Annotated in this window: 18 protein-coding genes; 6 read left to right on the top strand and 12 right to left on the bottom strand. The window is 64.4% G+C overall.

What is annotated here, in order from left to right; all coding sequences use genetic code 11:
• Nucleotides 1-39: 39 nt before the first annotated feature.
• Nucleotides 40-1,689: an ABC transporter substrate-binding protein gene (locus tag EN804_RS13840; protein WP_135919805.1), complete on the bottom strand. Its 1,650-nt coding sequence runs from the start codon at nt 1,687-1,689 to the stop codon at nt 40-42.
• A 45-nt stretch (nt 1,690-1,734) separates the two neighbouring features.
• Nucleotides 1,735-3,285, bottom strand: coding sequence for a trimethylamine methyltransferase family protein (locus tag EN804_RS13835; protein WP_135883610.1), 1,551 nt, complete (start codon nt 3,283-3,285; stop codon nt 1,735-1,737).
• Nucleotides 3,286-3,377: 92 nt separating this feature from the next.
• On the opposite strand from EN804_RS13835, the gene EN804_RS13830 reads away from it, so the two are divergent.
• Together EN804_RS13830 and mutL are read left to right on the top strand one after the other, a co-directional pair.
• Complete coding sequence (locus EN804_RS13830) at nt 3,378-4,280, top strand: LysR substrate-binding domain-containing protein (protein ID WP_127278231.1); 903 nt, start codon at nt 3,378-3,380, stop codon at nt 4,278-4,280.
• 68 nt (nt 4,281-4,348) lie between these two features.
• Entirely contained in the window at nt 4,349-6,238 is a 1,890-nt protein-coding gene (mutL, locus tag EN804_RS13825) for a DNA mismatch repair endonuclease MutL (protein WP_135919880.1), read from the top strand.
• Nucleotides 6,239-6,260: 22 nt separating this feature from the next.
• On the opposite strand, the gene EN804_RS13820 is transcribed toward mutL, so the two are convergent.
• Both EN804_RS13820 and EN804_RS13810 read right to left on the bottom strand, forming a co-directional pair.
• Nucleotides 6,261-7,022, bottom strand: coding sequence for a hypothetical protein (locus EN804_RS13820; protein WP_210237367.1), 762 nt, complete (start codon nt 7,020-7,022; stop codon nt 6,261-6,263).
• 134 nt (nt 7,023-7,156) lie between these two features.
• A complete protein-coding gene (locus tag EN804_RS13810) occupies nt 7,157-8,050 on the bottom strand; it encodes a DMT family transporter (protein WP_135919800.1) in 894 nt (297 codons plus the stop codon).
• Between the two features lie 91 nt (nt 8,051-8,141).
• On the opposite strand from EN804_RS13810, the gene EN804_RS13805 reads away from it, so the two are divergent.
• A complete protein-coding gene (locus tag EN804_RS13805; protein WP_135919797.1) occupies nt 8,142-9,068 on the top strand; it encodes a LysR substrate-binding domain-containing protein in 927 nt (308 codons plus the stop codon).
• 107 nt (nt 9,069-9,175) lie between these two features.
• Here the strand turns inward: EN804_RS13805 and EN804_RS13800 are convergent, their stop codons facing one another.
• Nucleotides 9,176-9,769: a hypothetical protein gene (locus tag EN804_RS13800; protein ID WP_135919795.1), complete on the bottom strand. Its 594-nt coding sequence runs from the start codon at nt 9,767-9,769 to the stop codon at nt 9,176-9,178.
• 114 nt (nt 9,770-9,883) lie between these two features.
• Between EN804_RS13800 and EN804_RS13795 the strand changes: the two genes are divergently transcribed.
• Nucleotides 9,884-10,117, top strand: a complete 234-nt coding sequence (locus tag EN804_RS13795; RefSeq protein ID WP_127278225.1) for a DUF2093 domain-containing protein — start codon at nt 9,884-9,886, stop codon at nt 10,115-10,117.
• On the opposite strand, the gene lpxK is transcribed toward EN804_RS13795, so the two are convergent.
• The 6 genes from lpxK to EN804_RS13765 form a co-directional block, all read right to left on the bottom strand.
• Entirely contained in the window at nt 10,114-11,139 is a 1,026-nt protein-coding gene (gene lpxK, locus EN804_RS13790) for a tetraacyldisaccharide 4'-kinase (RefSeq protein ID WP_135919793.1), read from the bottom strand. The two genes, EN804_RS13795 and lpxK, sit on opposite strands and share 4 nt — an antisense overlap.
• 1 nt (nt 11,140) lies before the next feature.
• Nucleotides 11,141-12,457 carry a lipid IV(A) 3-deoxy-D-manno-octulosonic acid transferase gene (gene waaA, locus EN804_RS13785; RefSeq protein ID WP_127869690.1) on the bottom strand — a complete coding sequence of 439 codons (1,317 nt, stop codon included), beginning with the start codon at nt 12,455-12,457 and terminating at the stop codon, nt 11,141-11,143.
• Nucleotides 12,454-13,245 (bottom strand): lysophospholipid acyltransferase family protein, encoded by a 792-nt coding sequence (locus EN804_RS13780; protein WP_127280825.1) that lies wholly within the window; start codon nt 13,243-13,245, stop codon nt 12,454-12,456. The genes waaA and EN804_RS13780 overlap by 4 nt, the downstream gene beginning before the upstream one ends.
• Nucleotides 13,246-13,250: 5 nt before the next feature.
• Nucleotides 13,251-13,496, bottom strand: a complete 246-nt coding sequence (locus tag EN804_RS13775; protein WP_015318348.1) for a DUF4170 domain-containing protein — start codon at nt 13,494-13,496, stop codon at nt 13,251-13,253.
• 76 nt (nt 13,497-13,572) lie between these two features.
• Nucleotides 13,573-14,376, bottom strand: coding sequence for a 3'(2'),5'-bisphosphate nucleotidase CysQ (locus tag EN804_RS13770; protein WP_135919791.1), 804 nt, complete (start codon nt 14,374-14,376; stop codon nt 13,573-13,575).
• Entirely contained in the window at nt 14,363-15,706 is a 1,344-nt protein-coding gene (locus tag EN804_RS13765) for a TldD/PmbA family protein (RefSeq protein WP_127869691.1), read from the bottom strand. Before EN804_RS13765 ends, EN804_RS13770 begins: the two co-directional genes overlap by 14 nt.
• A gap of 174 nt (nt 15,707-15,880) precedes the next feature.
• Between EN804_RS13765 and EN804_RS13760 the strand changes: the two genes are divergently transcribed.
• Nucleotides 15,881-16,297, top strand: a complete 417-nt coding sequence (locus EN804_RS13760; RefSeq protein ID WP_135919789.1) for a VOC family protein — start codon at nt 15,881-15,883, stop codon at nt 16,295-16,297.
• Between the two features lie 27 nt (nt 16,298-16,324).
• On the opposite strand, the gene epmA is transcribed toward EN804_RS13760, so the two are convergent.
• Nucleotides 16,325-17,371: an EF-P lysine aminoacylase EpmA gene (gene epmA, locus EN804_RS13755; protein ID WP_135919787.1), complete on the bottom strand. Its 1,047-nt coding sequence runs from the start codon at nt 17,369-17,371 to the stop codon at nt 16,325-16,327.
• Between the two features lie 186 nt (nt 17,372-17,557).
• On the opposite strand from epmA, the gene efp reads away from it, so the two are divergent.
• Nucleotides 17,558-18,127, top strand: a complete 570-nt coding sequence (gene efp, locus EN804_RS13750; RefSeq protein ID WP_127276735.1) for an elongation factor P — start codon at nt 17,558-17,560, stop codon at nt 18,125-18,127.
• Nucleotides 18,128-18,166 lie beyond the last annotated feature (39 nt).

Here is an 18,166-nt window from a genome sequence, read left to right as displayed (position 1 = left end):
GACACCTCGGGGGTGCCGGCTTTGCCACGATCCTTGAAGCTAGGCGTCCAGCCAGACGTTCTGGAGGTCCATTTCGAAGGTCTGGTGGACACCGTAGTTCTTCACCTTCTTGTTCGTATGGCTGTAGAGCTTCTGCCAGAACGGCTGGATGATGACGCCGGAGTCCTGCAGGATCTGCTCGACATCCTTCATCACCTCCTTGCGCTTGGCGACGTCGATCAGCGAGAGCGCCTGCTTGAGCTTGGCGTCGAAATCAGGATTGGAATAAGCCGATTCGTTCCACGCCTCGCCGGTGCGGTATCCCAGCGCCAGCACCTGGACGCCGAGCGGGCGCATGTACCAGATGGTCATCGAATAGGGATATTTCGTCCAATCGTTCCAGAAGGTGGAGCCCGGCAGCACGGTGCGCTTGACCTTGATGCCGGCGTCACGCAACTGGCCGGCGATCGCATCGCCGGTGTTCTTCTGCCAGTCGTCCTCGATGGTAATCAGTTCATGCTCGAAGTCGGCCTGACCCGCGTCCGCCATCAGCTTCTTGGCGCCGGCGGCATCGCGCTCCTTCTTGGGGAGCGGATAATATTCAGGATGGATCGGGCTGACATGGTGGTTCTCGCCGACCGTGCCGCGCCCATTATAGCCGAGCTGCAGCACCGCATTGTTGTCGACTGCCATCTGCAGGGCATTGCGAACGCGCTGGTCGTCATAAGGCTTGTGCGTGATGTTGGTGCGGGCAACCAGCGTGGTGGCGGTCGCGACCTCCGATTTCTGCAGCCCCATCTTGTCGAGAATGTCGATGAAGTCGGCGGGCGACTCGAAGTTGAGGTCGATTTCACCGGAATCGAATGCATTGACCGTAGCGTTGAAGTCGGTGCCGTAATCGATGAATTCGATCCCGTCGAGCGGCGCCTCGCCTCCCCACCATTTGCCGTTCTCGCGGCGCTTGACCACCGCCTTCTGGCCGACGTCGTAAGACACCAGCTCAAACGCTCCCGTGCCGATCGGCTTCTTGATCGGATCGGCGCCATCGGCGTCGAAATTGCGGTGCACGACGAGTGCCGGATAATCGGTGAAATTGGGTATCAGCGAAATGTCGGGCTCGCTGAGCTTCAGCTTGACCGTGTTGTCATCGACCTTGGTGATGGCGCCATCCCTGGCCTTGCCGGTCTTGGCATCGATCAGCGCACCGACGCGCGCCGCCATCGAGTTGCCGGCGACGCCCTTCTCGCACCAACGCGTCACATTGTGCACCACGTCATCGGCGTTGAAGGCATCGCCATTGTTCCAGGTGACGCCCTTGCGCACATGCAGCGTGTACTCGGTGGCGTCGTCGTTAATGTCCCAGCTTTCGAGCAACACGGGCTCGAAGGTAAACTGCTTGGTATAGCGCACCAGCGGCTCCAGCCAGGTCCGCGAGATGTTGGCCAGTTCCACCCAGTCGTAAGTGCGCGGATCCTTCTGCGCCTTGATCGACATCGAGACGTGCAGCGTCCCGCCCTTTTTCGGCTCCTCGGCCAAAACCTGTGTCGGCGCGGCAAGGCCGATCATGCCATAGGCAAATGCCGTCGATGCCCCAAGTGCGCTGGCCAGCGCCAGGAATTCGCGCCTGTCGACACGGCCTGCTTGCGCCTCCGCGGCCATCGCTTCGATAGCCTGCGGCACACGATCGCCGTTGCTTTGGAAAATCGTCATGTCCATTCCTCCCTTGTTGTTCCCGTCGGGTCTTTGCCCGTTCCCTCAACTAACGCTGTCGGGCAATTTTTCCTCGCGCCGCGCGATCAGATCCTTGAGACCATCGGCGATGCCCTCATCGAGTTTCGGCTCCTCATAGTCGGCCAGCATGTTGCGCGCTTTCTCGCGGCCGCGCGTGTCATGGTCCTTTGCTCCCTCGGCCTTCCACTGTTCGAACGAATTGAAGTCCATGATACTGGGCATGAAGAACGCAGACTCGAAATGGTCGAGCGTGTGCTGGGTGCCGAGGAAATGGCCCTGCGGCCCCACCTCACGGATTGCCGCCATGGCCTCCTTGAAATCGTCGAACGGCAGCCCGCCCGCATATTTGTACCAGCCGACAAGCTGTTCGCAGTCGGTGGCGAATTTTGAATAGCCGCAGGTGAGACCCGCTTCCAGCCATCCTGCCGAGTGCCAGATATAATTGGCGCCGGAGAGAATGGCGGCATGCATCAGCATGTTCGCTTCGTAACCCGCCTGGGCGTCGTTGAGCTTCGAGCCGACATGGAAGCCGGACGTGCGCCACGGCAGTTTGTATTTCCGCGCCAGCGCCCCCATCAAATACATCATCTGGGCGGCCTCTGGCGTGCCGCCCATGGGAGCGCCGGTCTTCATGTCGACCGTGACCATGAACTGGCCGTAGATCTGGGGCGAGCCCGGACGGATGAGCTGGGTGAAGGCGACGCCGGCAAGCGCCTCGGCATTGACCTGCGCGACCGCGCCAACGGCGGACGCCGAGGTCGAGGCGCCGCAGAGCGCGAAGGGCGCCAGGATCAGCGGCTGGTTGTGACGCGCATACACCCTCATGGCGTCCAGCATGGTGGCGTCCCAGACCAGCGGCGAATTACAGTTGGTGATGGCCACCAGCACCGGATTGTCGCGGACGAACTCCTCGCCGAACACGATGCCAGCCATCGCCATGGTATCTTCCGCCCGCTCCTTGGAGGTCACGATGCCCATGAATGGTTTGTCGGAATATTTCAGCGCCGAATGGATGATGTGCAGGTGCCGCTTGGGCACGGCAATTTCCATCGGCTCGCAGATGATCGAGCTCGACGAGTGCAGCGCCGGGGCCATGTAGGCGAGCTTGTGGAAATTGTTGAGGTCGGCGATCGTGCCGTAGCGCCTGTTGTTGTCGAGGTCGCGCACATAAGGCGCGCCATACATCGGCACGAAGATCGAATTCTTGCCTCCGACGCGCACGGTGCGCTCGGGATTGCGCGCGTTCAGCGTGAACTCGGAGGGAACCTTGGCGACGAGTTCCATCAGCAGCGCGCGATCGATGCGGACCCGCGTTTCCCGGACGTCGGCGCCGGCCGCCTTCCATAAGGCAATGGCCTCGTCGTCGCGGAATTCGCAGCCGACCTCTTCCAGGATCGAAAGCGACTCCTCATGGATCAGTTCCACCGCCTCGTCCGGAACCATCTGATAGACGGGAATCTGCCGTACCAGGGTCGGAAAGGAGGCAATTGGTGCGCTGCGGAGCGCCTTGCGCCCGAGACGGCCGCCGCCACGGCGGTGGGTCTGTTCGGTCAATTCAGCGGCCGGTGCGTTCATGGAGCCTCCATCCCTTCGATCCCGGTCAACTTAGCGAGGCGAAATATAGATGTGACGCTGGAAAATCCTGATCTCTTGTATAAGCTGTGCTTATGCGAAGCCTGCGCCATCTATTGCCCTCCGCCGGCAGCCTGATCGTCTTCGAGGCGGCAGGCCGGTTGTCGAGTTTCACCGCCGCCGGGCGCGAGCTCGGCATGACCCAGGCCGCCGTTTCCTATGCGGTGCGCGGGCTGGAAGAACAGCTCGGCGCCCAGCTCTTCCAGCGCCGCCATCGCCAGGTGCTCCTGACGGAGGCCGGCGAGCGCTTCCATGCCGACGTCTCACTCGGCCTTTCCCACATCCGCAAGTCGGCCGAGGACCTGCGCCTGCAGGCGACCGGCGGCCATGTGACGCTCGCCGCCTCGACGGCCTTTGGTTCGTTCTGGATGATGCCGCGCCTGCAGCAGTTCCGCGACGAACTGCCGGGCGTCGATCTGCGCATCCAGACCGCCGATCGCGACCTCGACATCATCGCCGAGGGGATTCCGCTCGGGGTGCGCGGCGGCGTGCCGCGCGACTGGCCGGATTATCATTCGCTGTCGCTCTCGGACGAAGAGATCTTTCCGGTCGCCGGCCCCAGCTATCTGGCGAAATTCGGCAGGCCCGAGACCGTGGAACAACTAGCGACACACCGCCTCATTCATCTGGAGGAGCCATATCGCGAGGCCCCGAACTGGGACGAATGGTTCCAGTCGGCCGGAGCCAGTCTCCGCAATGCCGAGCGTGGCTTGCGCATCAATGATTATGCGATTGTGATCCAGGCCGTCATGGAAGGGCAAGGCATCGCGCTCGGCTGGCGCCACCTTGTCGAGCGGCTGCTGTCGACGGGGCTGCTTGTGCCGGTCACCGACCACGTTATGAAGACAGGCACGGCATTCTACGTCATCTGGCCGAAGAACCGCGAGCTCAGCGACAATGCGCGCAAGGTAAGGGATTGGCTGCTGGCGCAGGCGTGAAGTCGTTTCACCGTTTCGGCCGCAGTTCGCCCTCGCCCGCACGACACGAATCCGCCTATACTATCGTCATGCCCATCCGCCAGCTTTCCGAAACGATGATCAACCAGATCGCCGCCGGCGAAGTCATCGAGCGTCCGGCGAGCGTGGTCAAGGAACTGGTCGAGAACGCGCTCGATGCCGGTGCAAGCAAGGTAGAGGTCGTCACAGCGGGTGGCGGGCTGAACCTGATCCGCGTCACCGATGACGGCTTCGGTATTCCCGAACAGGAACTGGCGCTGGCCATCGCGCGCCATTGCACCTCCAAGCTCGCCGAGGATATCCATGACATCCGTTCGCTCGGCTTTCGCGGCGAAGCATTGCCGTCGATCGGCTCGGTGTCGCGACTGTCGATCCGCTCGCGCACCGCTTCGGGCGACAGCGCCGCCGAGATCGGCATCGACGGCGGCCGCGTCCTGCCGGTCAAGCCGGCGGCCGCCAATCGAGGCACCACGGTCGAGGTGCGCGACCTGTTCTTCGCCACGCCGGCGCGGCTGAAATTCATGAAAGGCGAACGCGCCGAGAGCTCGGCCATCAGCGACATCGTCAAGCGCATCGCCATCGCCTTCCCCACGGTGCGTTTCACGCTGGCCGGATCCGACCGCACGACGCTGGACCTGCCGGCGACCGAGGACAGCGCGGACGGCAGCCTGCGTCGTGTCGCGCAGGTGATGGGCGCCGACTTTCCCGACAATTCCATTGCCATCGACGCGATGCGCGAAGGCGTGCATCTGACCGGCCATGTGTCGATCCCGTCCTTCACCCGCGCCAACGCGCTGCAGCAATATGCCTATGTCAATGGCAGGCCGGTGCGCGACAAGCTGATCGCCGGCGCCATTCGCGGCGCATTCGCCGATGTCCTGCCGCGCGACCGCCACGCCGTGACCGTGCTGTTTCTTTCGCTCGACCCGGCCATCGTCGACGTCAATGTCCATCCGGCCAAGGCCGATGTCCGCTTCCGTGATCCGGGTCTCGTGCGCGGGCTGATCGTCGGCGCGATCCGGCAGGCGTTGGCCGAGGCCGGCATCCGCTCCGCCACCACGGGTGCAGCCGGCATGATGGCTGCGTTCCGTCCGGGCGCCGCATCTTATGATCACGGTGGCCCGACAAATGGCCATCGCAGCTACGAAGCGGCTTTCCATGCGTCCGGCCCCACGGGCTTCGACCCTTCGCGCTCGCCGCAGCGGCCGCTCGACATGCAATTCGCAGGCGCAGGCTTTGAACGCGGCAACGCAAGAACCGGCGGCTTCGGCGAGAGCGACCAGGCGGCATTCGATGCCGGCCCGCTCGCCAGCGCCGATGCGCGTGCGGGGCAGAATGAGGCAACCGAGACGCTGCTCGGCGCGGTGCTGGGTGCGGCACGCGCCCAGGTGCACGAGAACTACATCATCGCCCAGACCAGGGATTCACTCGTCATCGTCGACCAGCACGCGGCGCATGAACGGCTGGTTTACGAGGCGCTGAAGAACGCCCTCCACTCGCGGCCGGTGCCCTCGCAGATGCTGCTTCTGCCCGAGATCATCGACCTGCCGGAAGAGGACGCCGAGCGCCTCGCCATGCATTCCGAAACACTCGCCCGCTTCGGCCTCGGCATCGAGCGTTTCGGCCCGGGCGCGGTTGCCGTTCGCGAGACGCCGTCGATGCTGGGCGAAACCAATGTCGGTCAACTGGTGCGCGACCTCGCCGACGAAATCGCCGACAACGATACGGTCGAGACACTCAAGGAACGGCTGGACACGATCGCGGCCACCATGGCCTGCCACGGCTCGGTGCGCTCCGGCCGGCTGCTCAAGGCCGAGGAGATGAACGCGCTGCTGCGCCAGATGGAGGCGACGCCCGGCTCGGGCACCTGCAACCACGGCCGGCCGACCTATATCGAACTCAAGCTGGCGGACATCGAGCGGCTGTTCGGGCGGCGGTGAACCGGTTTCAACGGCCCAGTCCTCACTTGCTCTGCTGATATTTCCTTGTTCGTGAATTGAAGACGTAATCGACCGCGGTTCCGGCGCCGCCGCCTCGAAAATTCACGGAAATAATGTCCTTGCCTCGCTCCACCCATTTCTCGACGTTCATGTAGATGGTCGTCATCAGCATGCCGGCACTGCAAGCGTCGTCATCGGCGAAGGCAATTTCCTGGACAACCTTGCGGCTGCTCTTTTTGATGACCTGCATTTTTTCCATGCAAAGGCCGGCGCTGGTATTCGTGTAAACTCCCGAGAACCTGTCGGTGGCTGTCTGCGCCCAGAACGGAATCTCGACGGTGCCGTCGATCTTTCCCTCGCCGGTGTCATCCAGGCTCGCAATTTTCTTGAGGGTGACGGGATATCTATCCGTGCCCTTGCTCCAGCTTCCTGTCGCAACGCCTTCATTGAGGTCAAGGGAGAACGGGCACCTCGTGGTGTCGACAGGGGGTCTCGGTCCCTGCACCATTATCCGATAAAGCTCCTTATCGTCTGAAATCTCGCACAGTACGAACCTGGTACCGCTGACGATGCCATACAGCGCAATCGGGATTTGCTCCGCGTCGTAGAAGTAGCTTCCATCGACCCTTGGCGCGCTGCCCAAGCTGTCATATGTCTGTATGGAGAAATGGATAGGAGACGACCCGAGGAAACCCTCGTAGTTTTCCACGTGATACCAACCCGCAACGGCTTTTGCGTTGAGCAGCAACAAGCAAACGACCGTTGAGATAAAACGTCTTCCCATCCCAACCTCGCTGCGCTCCGCGATGACAATCCGCCAAGACCACGTGACGGTTGCCTTGCGTTGGGGCGGCCGTCAACTGGCGATGAAATCCGCGGTTCTTGATACGAGTCAGGGAAAGACCGCAACCTTTTGATTTAGCGTTTCAAATTCACCACGATAACGCCGCCGAGCGCCAGCGCGCCGCCGAGGATGCCGAGCAGCGTCGGCACTTCGCCCAGCCAGAAGAAGCCGATCAGCGCCGACATCGGCGAGACCAGGTACAAGAAGTTCGAAGCACGCGCCGCGGGCAGGCGCGACAGCGCGGTCGCCCAGGCCGCATAGGCGATCAGGCTTGGCACGATGCCGAGATAGATGACGGCGCCGAGGCCGGCGGTGTTGGCGACGGCGGCTTGCTGGAGAGCGGCGGGCAGGAAGGGCGCCAGGCAGAGCGCGCCGAGCACCATGTTGGACGCCGCGATGGTCAGCGGATGATGGTGGGCAAACAGCGGCTTCTGGACGATGGTGTTGACGGCCGAGCAGAGTGCCGAGCCGAGCACCAGCAGTGCGCCGGCATTGAAATGCAGGCCATGCCCGTCGGCGATGGCAATGATGCCGATGCCGGCGAAGGAAATGACCGTACCGATCCAGGCTATGCCGGAGAAACGCTCGCCAAGCAGCGCCATCGCCATGATGGCAGTGAAGATAGGGCTGACATTGATAATGAAGCCGGCGGCTCCAGCCGAGACGGTCAGTTCGCCGAAATTGAGCATCGCGGTGTAGAGCGCGACGAAGATGGCGCCGCCGAAGGCGAGGCGCCACAAATCACCGATCCGGGGCAGTGCCGGGCGCTTGACGGCAAGGTAGATCGCCGCCGGCACGGCGGCGATAGCAAAGCGCAGGGCGCCAAGCTCCAGCGGCTGGAAGGCGGCGAGTCCGGCACGGATCGCCGGGAAGGCGGAAGCCCAGCCGATCACCGTCAGCGCCACGGCGATGGCGGCCGTGGTGTCCATCCGCTGTGTCGAATTCAACGTGCCTGTCGTCGTGCTCATCTCTGTGCCCTCGGAATCTTCGAGTTTCGAGAGCAGAAAACGCCTTTCCGGGTCGATTGACAAACGACCAAATCGAGGGTCACCTGTGAGCATGGATCACAGCTCGAACACTATGCTGCCGCTGGAGACATTGCGCGCCTTCGACGCCGCGGCGCGCACGGGAAGCTTTTCGGCCGCCGCTGAAAAGCTCAACCTTACCCATGGCGCCGTCAGCCGGCAGATCGCCAAGCTCGAGGACTGGCTTGGTCTGAAGGTGTTCGAACGCGGCGCGCGCGGCGTGACGCTGACCAACGAAGGCAATCGCCTGCATCTCAGGACCACCGAAGCTTTCGCCCTGATCTCGGTCGATTCGGACCGCTGGGTGGAGCCGCGTGGCACCGCGGTGGTGCGTCTGGCCTCCATTCCATCGGTGAGCGGCCTATGGCTGATGCCGCGCATGGCAACGCTGGAAAACGACCCTACCCGCCTGCGCATCGTGCTCGACGTCGACAACCGTCAGGCCGATCTCGCCGACGAAGGCATCGATCTTTCGGTCCGCTGCGGTCGCGGCCGCATCCCGGGCCGCGTCTCGGTGCAACTGTTCGAGGAACATCTCTTCCCGATCGCCTCGCCAGACCTTGCACGGGAGATCGGCGGTGGTGACCCGGCCCGGCTGCTCAAATTCCCGCTGATCAACGATTCCGACGCGTCGGGCTGGCGTGCCTGGTTCGCCGCGCAGGACGTGGACTACCGGCCGCGCCCGCAGGACCGCCGCTTCGAGGACTACAATCTGGTACTCGATGCAGCAGCCCATGGCCTCGGCATCGCGCTAGCCCGGCCGCCGCTCACCGAGCACCAGATAGAATCGGGGCGCCTCGTCGCCGTCGACGATCGCACCACGCTCAATCCGGTTTCCTACTGGCTGGATCGTCCGGTCGGCCGGCCGCGCGCGGCCGCCACCGATCTCGCCAGGCGCATTGCCGAACAGGCCGGGCTTGCTTCGGCAAGGCTGGAAGCTTTCCTGCAGGATGACGATTAGGCTCGAAGGCATCCGGCCATCGCCGGCCCGCTTTCAGGACATGCACGCCAGTGCAACTCCCAGGAAAATGCGTGGCGGTTCCCTGTCGGAAATCGCGTGAACCCTGCTTAACGGAATAGCAAAAGCACGATCATGGAGGTCACGGCCGAGACGATGGCCGTCACAATCGATATCGTCCACAGCGACAACGGAGCTGGCTCGGATCGTGGCGCATGGCCAGCCGGACGGATGGAGGCGCCGCGCGGTTGCGGCGCGTTGGCATTGGCCGCGACCAGGACCGCCGCGGAAGCGACGGCCGGCGAAAATGTGGACAGGGCCGGCGCCAGTTTGGGTGTGCTGTCGGTGGCCGTCGTCTGCGACGGCGCGAAGCCGCGCGAAGCCTGATCGGTATCCGCCCCTGCCCCACCCGCCGAGGCTCGGGCCGGTGCATGGTGGGTGGCGTCAGGTTCCATGACGGCTCGGTAAGCATCCTCGATCTCGGAGGACGACAGGCGTTGCGAGGTTTGAGCGGCCGGTCGCGGCAGCGAGCTTTGCAGCGCCTGGGTGGCGAACTGCGCCGATTGCACCATAGCGGGCGCCGCCGGCTGGACGAGCACCTTGACCAGCGCCGCGGTCGCTGGATCGGCCTTGGGCGAAGGCACCGGCTGGGGCGTGAGCGCTTCTCTCAGCAAAGACGGCATGCTTGCATTGGCGATGTCCATGGCGCTTCCTGACAACCATTGTGCCATAGGGCAATATTACATGAGCATTGCGCCAAGCTTGACCTTGCCGACGATTTATGGCGATTGAATCCCGATGAACTCAAGTGCCATTGCATGATGAACCGTTTCGAAGGCCCCGGCGGCAAGGAAGCCCGCATCCGCTACCTCGATGGCGATTTCCAGGTCACCAGCCCCGGCTCGTTCGTGCGCTGCGCGGTGACGGGCGAAAACATCCCATTGGACGAGCTGAAATATTGGAGCGTCGCCAGGCAGGAGCCTTATGTGAACGCCACTGCCTCGCTGCGCCGCGAAATCGAGATGCACCCGGAGTTGCGCAAACGGGGCTAGCCTTTCAGCTTGCGCTGCCGCCAGGCATCGAGCGTCTCCCCGATGATGCGTTCGGGCACGTGATCAAGCTCGAACACGGTGTCGATTTCCAGCACGTCGAGACGGTCGAGAAAATCCCGCGGGGCGCCGTGGCGCAACCGGGCGGCGTCCTTGGCGGTGGTGATCAGCCCTAGGCCTTCGGTCCGCGCCGTCGCGGCCAGTTCGGCGAGCTCGTCCTCCGCGTAGAAGTGATGATCCGGAAAGGGCCTGGACAGGATCACTTCGCCGCCGGCCTCGCGCACCGTGTCGAAGAACTTTTCGGGATGACCGATACCGGCAAAGGCCAGAAACCGCTTTCCAGCAAGCCCGGCCTTGCTGCTCGGCTCGGTGTGGGCCTCGAAGATCGGCCGGCCGGCACGCGCTGCCCGGCGGACCACGGCATCGGCAGCGGTGCCCTCGCCCATCTTGAGCAGCCCGCTGGTGAAGACCAGCTGGTCGACGATCTTGGCCCTGAGAGGACCGCCCGGGATGACGCGGCCATTGCCGATCCCGTAACGGGCATCGACGACGACCAGCGCATAATCGATATGGATGCGCGCGCTCTGGAAGCCGTCGTCCATGATCAGGAAATCGCAGCCGTGTTTTTCCAGCAGCAGCCGGGCGCCGGCGGCACGATTGGGCGTCACCGCCACCGGAGCATGTTCGGCCAGCAGCAGCGGTTCGTCGCCGACATGTCTGGCGCTGTCATGGCTGATATCGACGACATGCGGCTCGGCAAACGAGCCGCCATGGCCGCGCGACAGGAAACCGGGCTTCAGCTGCATGCGCCTGGCCTGTTGGGCGAGCGCGATCGCCACCGGCGTCTTGCCGGTGCCGCCAACGGTGAAATTGCCAACGCACAAAACCGGCGCGTCGATCTTCTCTCGCCGGGCCCTGCGCATGCCGCGGCCAGCGGCCAGCGCGTAGACAGCCGACAGCGGGGACAGCGCCAGGACCTTCCAGTCCGGCTCTTCCCACCAGAATGGCGGTGCCTCGGTGGCCACGCTAACGCCCGTTCGCGCCTTTCAGGCGCGCCTTGACCACCAGCGGCTGGATATATGGTTCGAGCGATTTGAGCGTACGTGCCAGCGCACCGCGCATCTCGTCGACGGTGGCGATCCCCGCCGCCATCATCTCGTGGCGCGCCACTTCGTTGGTCAGGAGGAAATTGACGGCGCCAGCCAGCATGTCGCGGTCGCGCACCAGCTTGGCGCCGCCGCTGTCGAGCAGGCGCTGATAGGCCTCGCGAAAATTCTGCACGTTGCGCCCGGCCAAAACGGCGGTGTCGAGCATGGCCGGCTCGAGCGGATTCTGGCCGCCTTCGGAGGTCAGCGAGCGGCCGACGAAAGCGATTTCGGTCAAGCGGAGGTACAAGCCCATTTCGCCGATCGTATCGCCAAGCAGGATATCCGTGTCGGGTCCGATACGGTCGCCCTTGCTGCGCCGCGCGACCTTCAGCCCCATGCCGGAAATCTGCGCGGCAAGGGCTTCGGCCCGATCGGGGTGACGCGGAACGACGATCGTCAAAAGGCCGTGGTGACGCTTGTGCAGCGTCGCGTGGACTTCCGCCGCGACCACTTCCTCGCCATCATGGGTCGAGATCGCCGCCCAGGTCGGCCGATCGCCGATCTGCCGCTGCAAAATGCCGAGCGCGCGATCGTCGACCGGAGGCGGGTTGGTGTCGACCTTGAGGTTGCCCGACACCGTGACCGGCCGGGCGCCGAGCGCGCGAAAGCGCTCGCCGTCGACGTCGGACTGGGCAACGACATGGGCCAGATTCTCGAACAGCGCCTCGGCGATGTTGGCCCGCTTCTTCCACGACGTGAACGAGCGATCGGAGAGCCTGCCATTGACCAGCACCTGCGGCACGTGGCGAGCACCGAGTTCGAGGATGGTCATCGGCCAGATCTCGGATTCGGCGATGATCGCCAGATCCGGTTTCCAGTGATCGAGGAAGCGGCTGACCGCCGGCTTCAGATCGAGCGGCACATATTGGTGGATGATGCGGTCGCCGAGCCGCTCGTCGACGACCTGGGCGGAGGTTACCGTGCCGGTCGTCAGCACGATGTTGACGCCGTAGTCGAGGATGCTTTCGACCAGCGGCACGACGGCCAAGGTCTCGCCGACGCTCGCGGCATGGATCCAGATCACCGGCCCCTCGGGGCGCGGCCGGCCGGCGACGCCGTAGCGCTCGCGGCGGCGGTTGCGGTCTTCCTTGCCGCGCGAAGTGCGCCAGGCGACATAGGGTCCGACCAGCGGATAGGCGGCCGCGCCGGCAAATCGATATGCCGACAGCATGGTGCGGGCCCAGCGGCCGCTCATCGAGGACCGTCCACGAGACGGTAGGCCTCGGCGGTCGCGGCGTTGAGGGCGGCCGTCACTTCCAGGCGCTTGCGTTCCATTTCGGCGTCGTCGGCATCCGCCGCCACGAAGATCGGCGCGCCGATGGTCACGGCGGAGCGGCCGAAGGGCAGGTTGATGGTGGTCTTGTCCCAGCTCTTTTCCAGCACCTTGCGGCGGCTGGTGGCGATCGCGACGGGCAGGAGCGGCCGGCCGGAGAGGCGAGCCAGGAGAACGATACCGAGCCCTGCATCGCGCGGGGTACCGTGGGGAATGTCTGCGATCATGGCGACGTTCTTGCCTGCGGTGAGCGACTTTTTGAGGGCGATGAGCGCCTTGGCCCCGCCCTTGTCCAGATGCCTGGCATTGTCACGTCCACCCGAACCGCGCACCGCCTCGATGCCGAACTTCTCAAGCATCAGCGCGTTGAGCTCGGCATCGGCGCTGCGCGACACCATGGCGACCAACGGCTTGCGCTTGGGGTAATAAGCCGGTGTCAAAAGATGCTGGCCATGCCACAGAGCAATGATCCCCGGCTCGAACTCGGCGTAGGCGCCACCCGAAAAGCGCGCCGATCCGGCGACCAGGGGGCTGGTCAGGCGAACCAGCCGCACGAACTGCGCGAGCAGGCTGGCAATGGCGTTCTTGACGAATCGGGACTGCGCGAGCGGCTCGCGAATGCGGCGCCAGAAGGCTTTGGTCGTGCGGCTGCCGCCCCTGCCCGTGGGCGCGGCCTCGCTGGCTGGCTGTTTCGCCAGATCATGCTCCATCGAGGTCAACCGGCGGCCTTGCTATCAGGATCCAGCAGGCGGTGCAGATGAACGACGAAATAACGCATATGAGCATTGTCCACGCTGGCTTGCGCCTTGGCTTTCCACGCAGTGTGCGCGGATTGATAGTCGGGATAGACGCCGACGATGTCGAGCGCGTCGAGATCCCGGAATTCGGTACCGCCAAGCTTCTTGAGTTCGCCGCCGAACACCAGATGCAAAAGCTGTTTCTTTCCGTCTTCCGCGGCCATGTCGGTCCTTCACATATCGTGAGTTTGTGACAGGTCTAGACCAAAGCCGCCGACTTTGGAACCTTCGAAAACGCTTTCAGGCATCCAGCCCGGCGATGACATCGACAAGCACCGCCAGCAGGTCCCCGCTGCCGGCTGCGAGCGCGCCGTGGCGGATCACCTCGCCGGCGTAGAGCGGCGCCCGGCCATTCGGATCCAGCAGCTGGCCGCCCGCCTCGCGCAGAATGAGATCGGCGGCTGCGATGTCCCAGTCATGCGCGTTCGGCTTGACGAACGTTGCGTCGAGCGTCCCGTTGGCGATCATCGCCAGGCGGTAGGCGAGCGAGGGGATGTAGGGTGCCCGCTGCAGCCGCTTCTGCCAGCCGGCAGGCACCAGGTCGATCAACTGCTTCAATCCTGAAATTTCAGCCTTGTCCCCAGGCTTGCGCACCGCGATGCGCTTGTCGTTGCGGAAGGCGCCCTGAGCGGGCAGCGCCGAGTAGGTCTCATCCATCGCCGGACATTCGAGCACCCCGGCGAGCGTGCGGCCATTCTCGACGACGGCAACGCTGACGCACCATGTCCGCTGGCCTTCGAGGAAGCCGCGCGTGCCGTCGATCGGGTCGACAACGAAGGTGCGGCGCGCCGAAAGCCGTGCCGGATCGTCGGCCGTCTCTTCCGACAGCCAGCCATAATCCGGCCGTGCCGCAAGCAGCGTCTGGCGCAGATACGCATCGGCGGCATGATCAGCTTCGCTGACCGGCGAGGTGCCGCCCTTCATCCAGACCTGCGGATTGTTGCCGAAGTAGCGCATGGCGATAAGACCGGCCTCGCGGGCGGCGTCACGCAGCAGCGGCAAGTCCTGATCGGCACCGGCAGTGGTCAGGTCATGCTCCGGCAAGGGTCATGCCTTCTATCAGGAGCGTCGGGGCCGCGGTGCCGAAATTGCGGTCGAGGTCATTGGCCGGCACCATGTTGAGGAACATCGTCTTCAGGTTCGAGGCGATGGTGACTTCGGCGACCGGATAGGCGAGCGCGCCATTTTCGATCCAGAAGCCCGAGGCGCCGCGACTGTATTCGCCGGTGAGCATGTCCACGCCTTGGCCGAACACTTCGGTGACGTAGAAGCCGGTCTTGAGCGAGCCGATCAAATCCTCCGGCGAGCGCTCGCCCGCCTCGATGGCAAGGTTCGTCGACGACGGCGAGACGGAGGAGCCGCCGCGCGCGCCGCGACCGTTGGTGACAAGGCCGAGCTCCCGCGCCGCCGACGTCGACAGGAACCAGTGGTTGAGGACACCCTTTTCAATCATCAGGAGCCTCTCGCCCTCGACGCCTTCGCCATCGAATGGACGCGAGGCCTGGCCACGGCGCCGCAACGGCTCGTCGGTGACGGTGATGGCGGCAGCGGCCACCTGCTTGCCCATCATGTCGCGCAGGAACGAGGTTTTTCGCGCAACGGAAGCACCGTTGATGGCGCCGGCGATATGGCCGGCAATGCCGCGCGCGACGCGCGGGTCGAACACCACGTCGACCGGTCCGGTCGCCGCCTTGCGCGCGCCAAGACGACGCACGGCCCGTTCGCCGGCCATGCGGCCGATATCCTCGGGCGCGTCGAGATCGGCAAAATGCTGGCGCGAGGAGAATTCATAGTCGCGCTCCATGCCGGTGCCCTCGCCGGCAATGACGCTGGCCGAGCGCGAAAAGCGCGAGGCGACATACTGGCCGAGAAAACCGTGCGAGGTGGCCAGAACCATCCCGCCCAGCCCGGCGCTGGCATTGCTGCCGGACGAATTGGTCACGCCCTTGACGGCGAGAGCCGCCGCTTCGGCCGCAAGGGCCGCTTCCTTCAACTGGTCGGCCGACACTTCGGTCGCGTCGAACAGGTCCAGGTCGCGCGTCTGCCTGGCGAGCAGCGCAGGGTCGGCAAGACCCTGGTAGGGATCCTCGGGAGACACCTTGGCCATGGCAACGGCACGCTCGGCAAGCGCCTTCGGATCGGACGCGGCGGTGGCCGATACGCTGGCCACACGCTGGCCGACGAAGACCCGCAGCGAAACATCGTCGCCCTCGGATGCTTCGGTGTTTTCGACCTTGCCAAGCCGCACCGAAACACCGGTCGAGCGGCCACGCACCGCGACGGCGTCCGCGGCATCGGCGCCAGCGCGTTTGGCGGCCTCGACCAGGGCCGCGACGCGGTCCGTCAATTTCGCGGCGTCGAGCTTGTCGGTCATGCACTTGATCCTGTTTCTTCAGCCTGTCCGGAAGGCAGGTGCTGCCGCACCATCTATTGTTCCAATGCCGCTTGTGCAATGGCAGAAGGGCAATCAGGATGTCGCGACCAAATCGCCATCGAAGCGCCCGCCAGGAGCGGACGCCGCAGTTTTTGCCTATCTGGAGCCTTCGCCATGACGCCTTTCCATCTTGCCTTTCCGGTTCGTGATCTCGATGAAACCCGAACTTTCTATGGCGAGGTGCTGGGCTGCGCGATCGGCCGCTCGTCGGCGACCTGGGTCGATTTCGACCTTTATGGCCACCAGATGTCGGCGCATCTGCGGCCGCAGGCCGCGCAAGCCGCCAGTGACGGCAAGGTCGACGGCATTTTGGTGCCGATTCCGCATTTCGGCGCCGTGCTCTTAATGGATGACTGGCAGCGCCTGGCGGCGCGGCTGGAAGCGCGCGACGACATAGACTGGCTGGAGCGGCCAATGGTCCGCTTCAGGGGCGAGCCCGGCGAACAGGCGACGCTGTTCATTCGCGACCCGTCGGGCAACGCCCTGGAATTCAAGGGTTTTCGTTCACTGGAGCAGATTTTCGCGCATTGAAATGAGGGCCTGGTAGCGGCCTCTCGTTCAAGATGCCGCAACAGGTGTCCAGATAACGTCCTCGATCTTCTGCGCGCCGGTCGCCAGCATCGCCAGGCGGTCGAATCCGAGCGCGATGCCGCTGGCCTGCGGCATGACGGCAAGGGCCGCCAGGAAATCCTCGTCCAGCGGGTAGCGCTCGCCATAGATGCGCTCCTTCTCATCCATCTCGATGATGAAACGCCGACGCTGCTCGGCCGCGTCGGTCAACTCGCCAAAGCCGTTGGCCAGCTCGACACCGCAGCAATAGAGTTCGAACCGCTCGGCAACACGCGGATCCCCGGGACTCGGACGGGCCAGTGCCGCCTCGGCGACCGGATATTCGCACAGGATGGTCGCCCGCCCCTGCCCGAGGAACGGCTCGATCTTTTCCACCATCACGCGGCTGAACAAATCCGCCCAGGTGTCGTCGGGCGCGGTGCGCAGTCCGGCTTGGACCAGCGCGGCATGAAGCGCGTCCCGGTCCGTGCCGCCGTCGACGGCGACCGTGGCCAGCAGATCGATGCCGGCATGGTGGCTGAAGGCGTCCGCCACGGTCAGCCGCTCCGGTTTGGCGAACGGATCGCAATCGCGGCCACGGAAGGAAAAGCGCGTGGCCCCTGCCCGTGTCGCGGCCAGCGCCAGCAGATCGGCGCAGTCGCGCATCAGGCTTTCGTAGGTTTCGCCCACCCGGTACCATTCGAGCATGGTGAATTCGGGATGGTGCAAAGGACCGCGCTCGCGGTTGCGGTAGACCGGACCCAGGCTGAAAATGCGCTGCTCCCCCGCGGCAAGCAGTTTCTTGCAGGCGAATTCCGGCGAGGTGTGGAGATAAAGCGGCGAGCGGACGCCATCCGGCCCTACCGATTCCGCGGCGAAAGCCGCCAGATGTGCCTCGTTACCGGGCGAGACCTGCAGCGCCGCCGTCTCCACCTCGATGAAGTCGTTACCGGCGAACCAGTCGCGCAAGGCCGCCGTCAGCTTGTTGCGCAGCATAAGGCGCGGGCGGCGATCGGCGTGGACATGCGGCGTCCACCAGGGCGACGCGGCGGTCATGAGCGGATTGAAGGCATGGCGGTGCGCCCCATGTCAGTTCGCCCCCCATGCCAGTTCGCCCCATGCCAGTTCGCCCCATGCCAGTTCGCATTGGGGGGCTGGCGGTTCGCGCCAAGATGCGCTAGGCCCCCATCCAGCGCCGCACAAGCCGGCAAACGCCAGTCAACTCTTGCAGGATTTAAAACCGTGGTGAAAGTCATCGCCAGTTCGCTCCGCAAAGGCAATGTCGTCGACAAGGACGGCAAGCTTTATGTGATCCTCTTTGCCGAAAACATTCACCCAGGCAAGGGCACGCCCGTGACCCAGCTCGACATGCGGCGCATCGGCGACGGGGTGAAGGTGTCGGAGCGCTACCGCACCACCGAGCAGGTGGAGCGTGCCTATGTCGAGGAGCGCGAGCACACCTTCCTCTACGCCGACGGCGAAGGCTATCACTTCATGAACCCGGAAACCTACGACCAGGTGGCGGTGACGGAAGCCGTGGTCGGCGACGCAGCCCCCTATCTGCAGGAAGGCATGCCGGTGCAGGTGTCGCAGTTCAACGGCATCGCGATCGCCCTGGTGCTGCCGCAGCGCGCCACCTTCGAAGTGGTCGACACCGAGCCGACGACCAAGGGCCAGACGGCGTCGTCCTCCTACAAGCCGGCCGTGCTTTCCAACGGCGTGCGCACCACCGTGCCGCCGCACATCGCGCCTGGCACCCGCGTGGTGGTGATGACCGCCGACGGGTCCTATGTGGAGCGGGCGAAGGACTGAGGGAGTTTGATCGGACCGGAGTGCCCTGCCCTGCTCAGA

It is taken from the genome of Mesorhizobium sp. M8A.F.Ca.ET.161.01.1.1 (assembly GCF_004792105.1).
Classification (GTDB): Bacteria; Pseudomonadota; Alphaproteobacteria; order Rhizobiales; family Rhizobiaceae; genus Mesorhizobium.
Note: the sequence above shows the minus strand (reverse complement) of the source record. Positions and strands in the feature narration are given on the sequence as shown.

Coding starts and splice junctions, on each gene's coding strand:
- mutL (WP_135919880.1), top strand. CDS start 4,349: ATGCCCATCCGCCAGCTTTCCGAAACGATGATCAACCAGATCGCCGCC.
- EN804_RS13760 (WP_135919789.1), top strand. CDS start 15,881: ATGACGCCTTTCCATCTTGCCTTTCCGGTTCGTGATCTCGATGAAACC.
- EN804_RS13780 (WP_127280825.1), bottom strand. CDS start 13,245: ATGGAGCATGATCTGGCGAAACAGCCAGCCAGCGAGGCCGCGCCCACG.
- EN804_RS13835 (WP_135883610.1), bottom strand. CDS start 3,285: ATGAACGCACCGGCCGCTGAATTGACCGAACAGACCCACCGCCGTGGC.
- EN804_RS13765 (WP_127869691.1), bottom strand. CDS start 15,706: ATGACCGACAAGCTCGACGCCGCGAAATTGACGGACCGCGTCGCGGCC.
- EN804_RS13805 (WP_135919797.1), top strand. CDS start 8,142: ATGGATCACAGCTCGAACACTATGCTGCCGCTGGAGACATTGCGCGCC.
- EN804_RS13840 (WP_135919805.1), bottom strand. CDS start 1,689: ATGACGATTTTCCAAAGCAACGGCGATCGTGTGCCGCAGGCTATCGAA.
- epmA (WP_135919787.1), bottom strand. CDS start 17,371: ATGACCGCCGCGTCGCCCTGGTGGACGCCGCATGTCCACGCCGATCGC.
- EN804_RS13830 (WP_127278231.1), top strand. CDS start 3,378: ATGCGAAGCCTGCGCCATCTATTGCCCTCCGCCGGCAGCCTGATCGTC.
- EN804_RS13810 (WP_135919800.1), bottom strand. CDS start 8,050: ATGAGCACGACGACAGGCACGTTGAATTCGACACAGCGGATGGACACC.
- EN804_RS13820 (WP_210237367.1), bottom strand. CDS start 7,022: ATGGGAAGACGTTTTATCTCAACGGTCGTTTGCTTGTTGCTGCTCAAC.
- EN804_RS13800 (WP_135919795.1), bottom strand. CDS start 9,769: ATGGACATCGCCAATGCAAGCATGCCGTCTTTGCTGAGAGAAGCGCTC.
- EN804_RS13795 (WP_127278225.1), top strand. CDS start 9,884: ATGATGAACCGTTTCGAAGGCCCCGGCGGCAAGGAAGCCCGCATCCGC.
- waaA (WP_127869690.1), bottom strand. CDS start 12,457: ATGAGCGGCCGCTGGGCCCGCACCATGCTGTCGGCATATCGATTTGCC.
- EN804_RS13775 (WP_015318348.1), bottom strand. CDS start 13,496: ATGGCCGCGGAAGACGGAAAGAAACAGCTTTTGCATCTGGTGTTCGGC.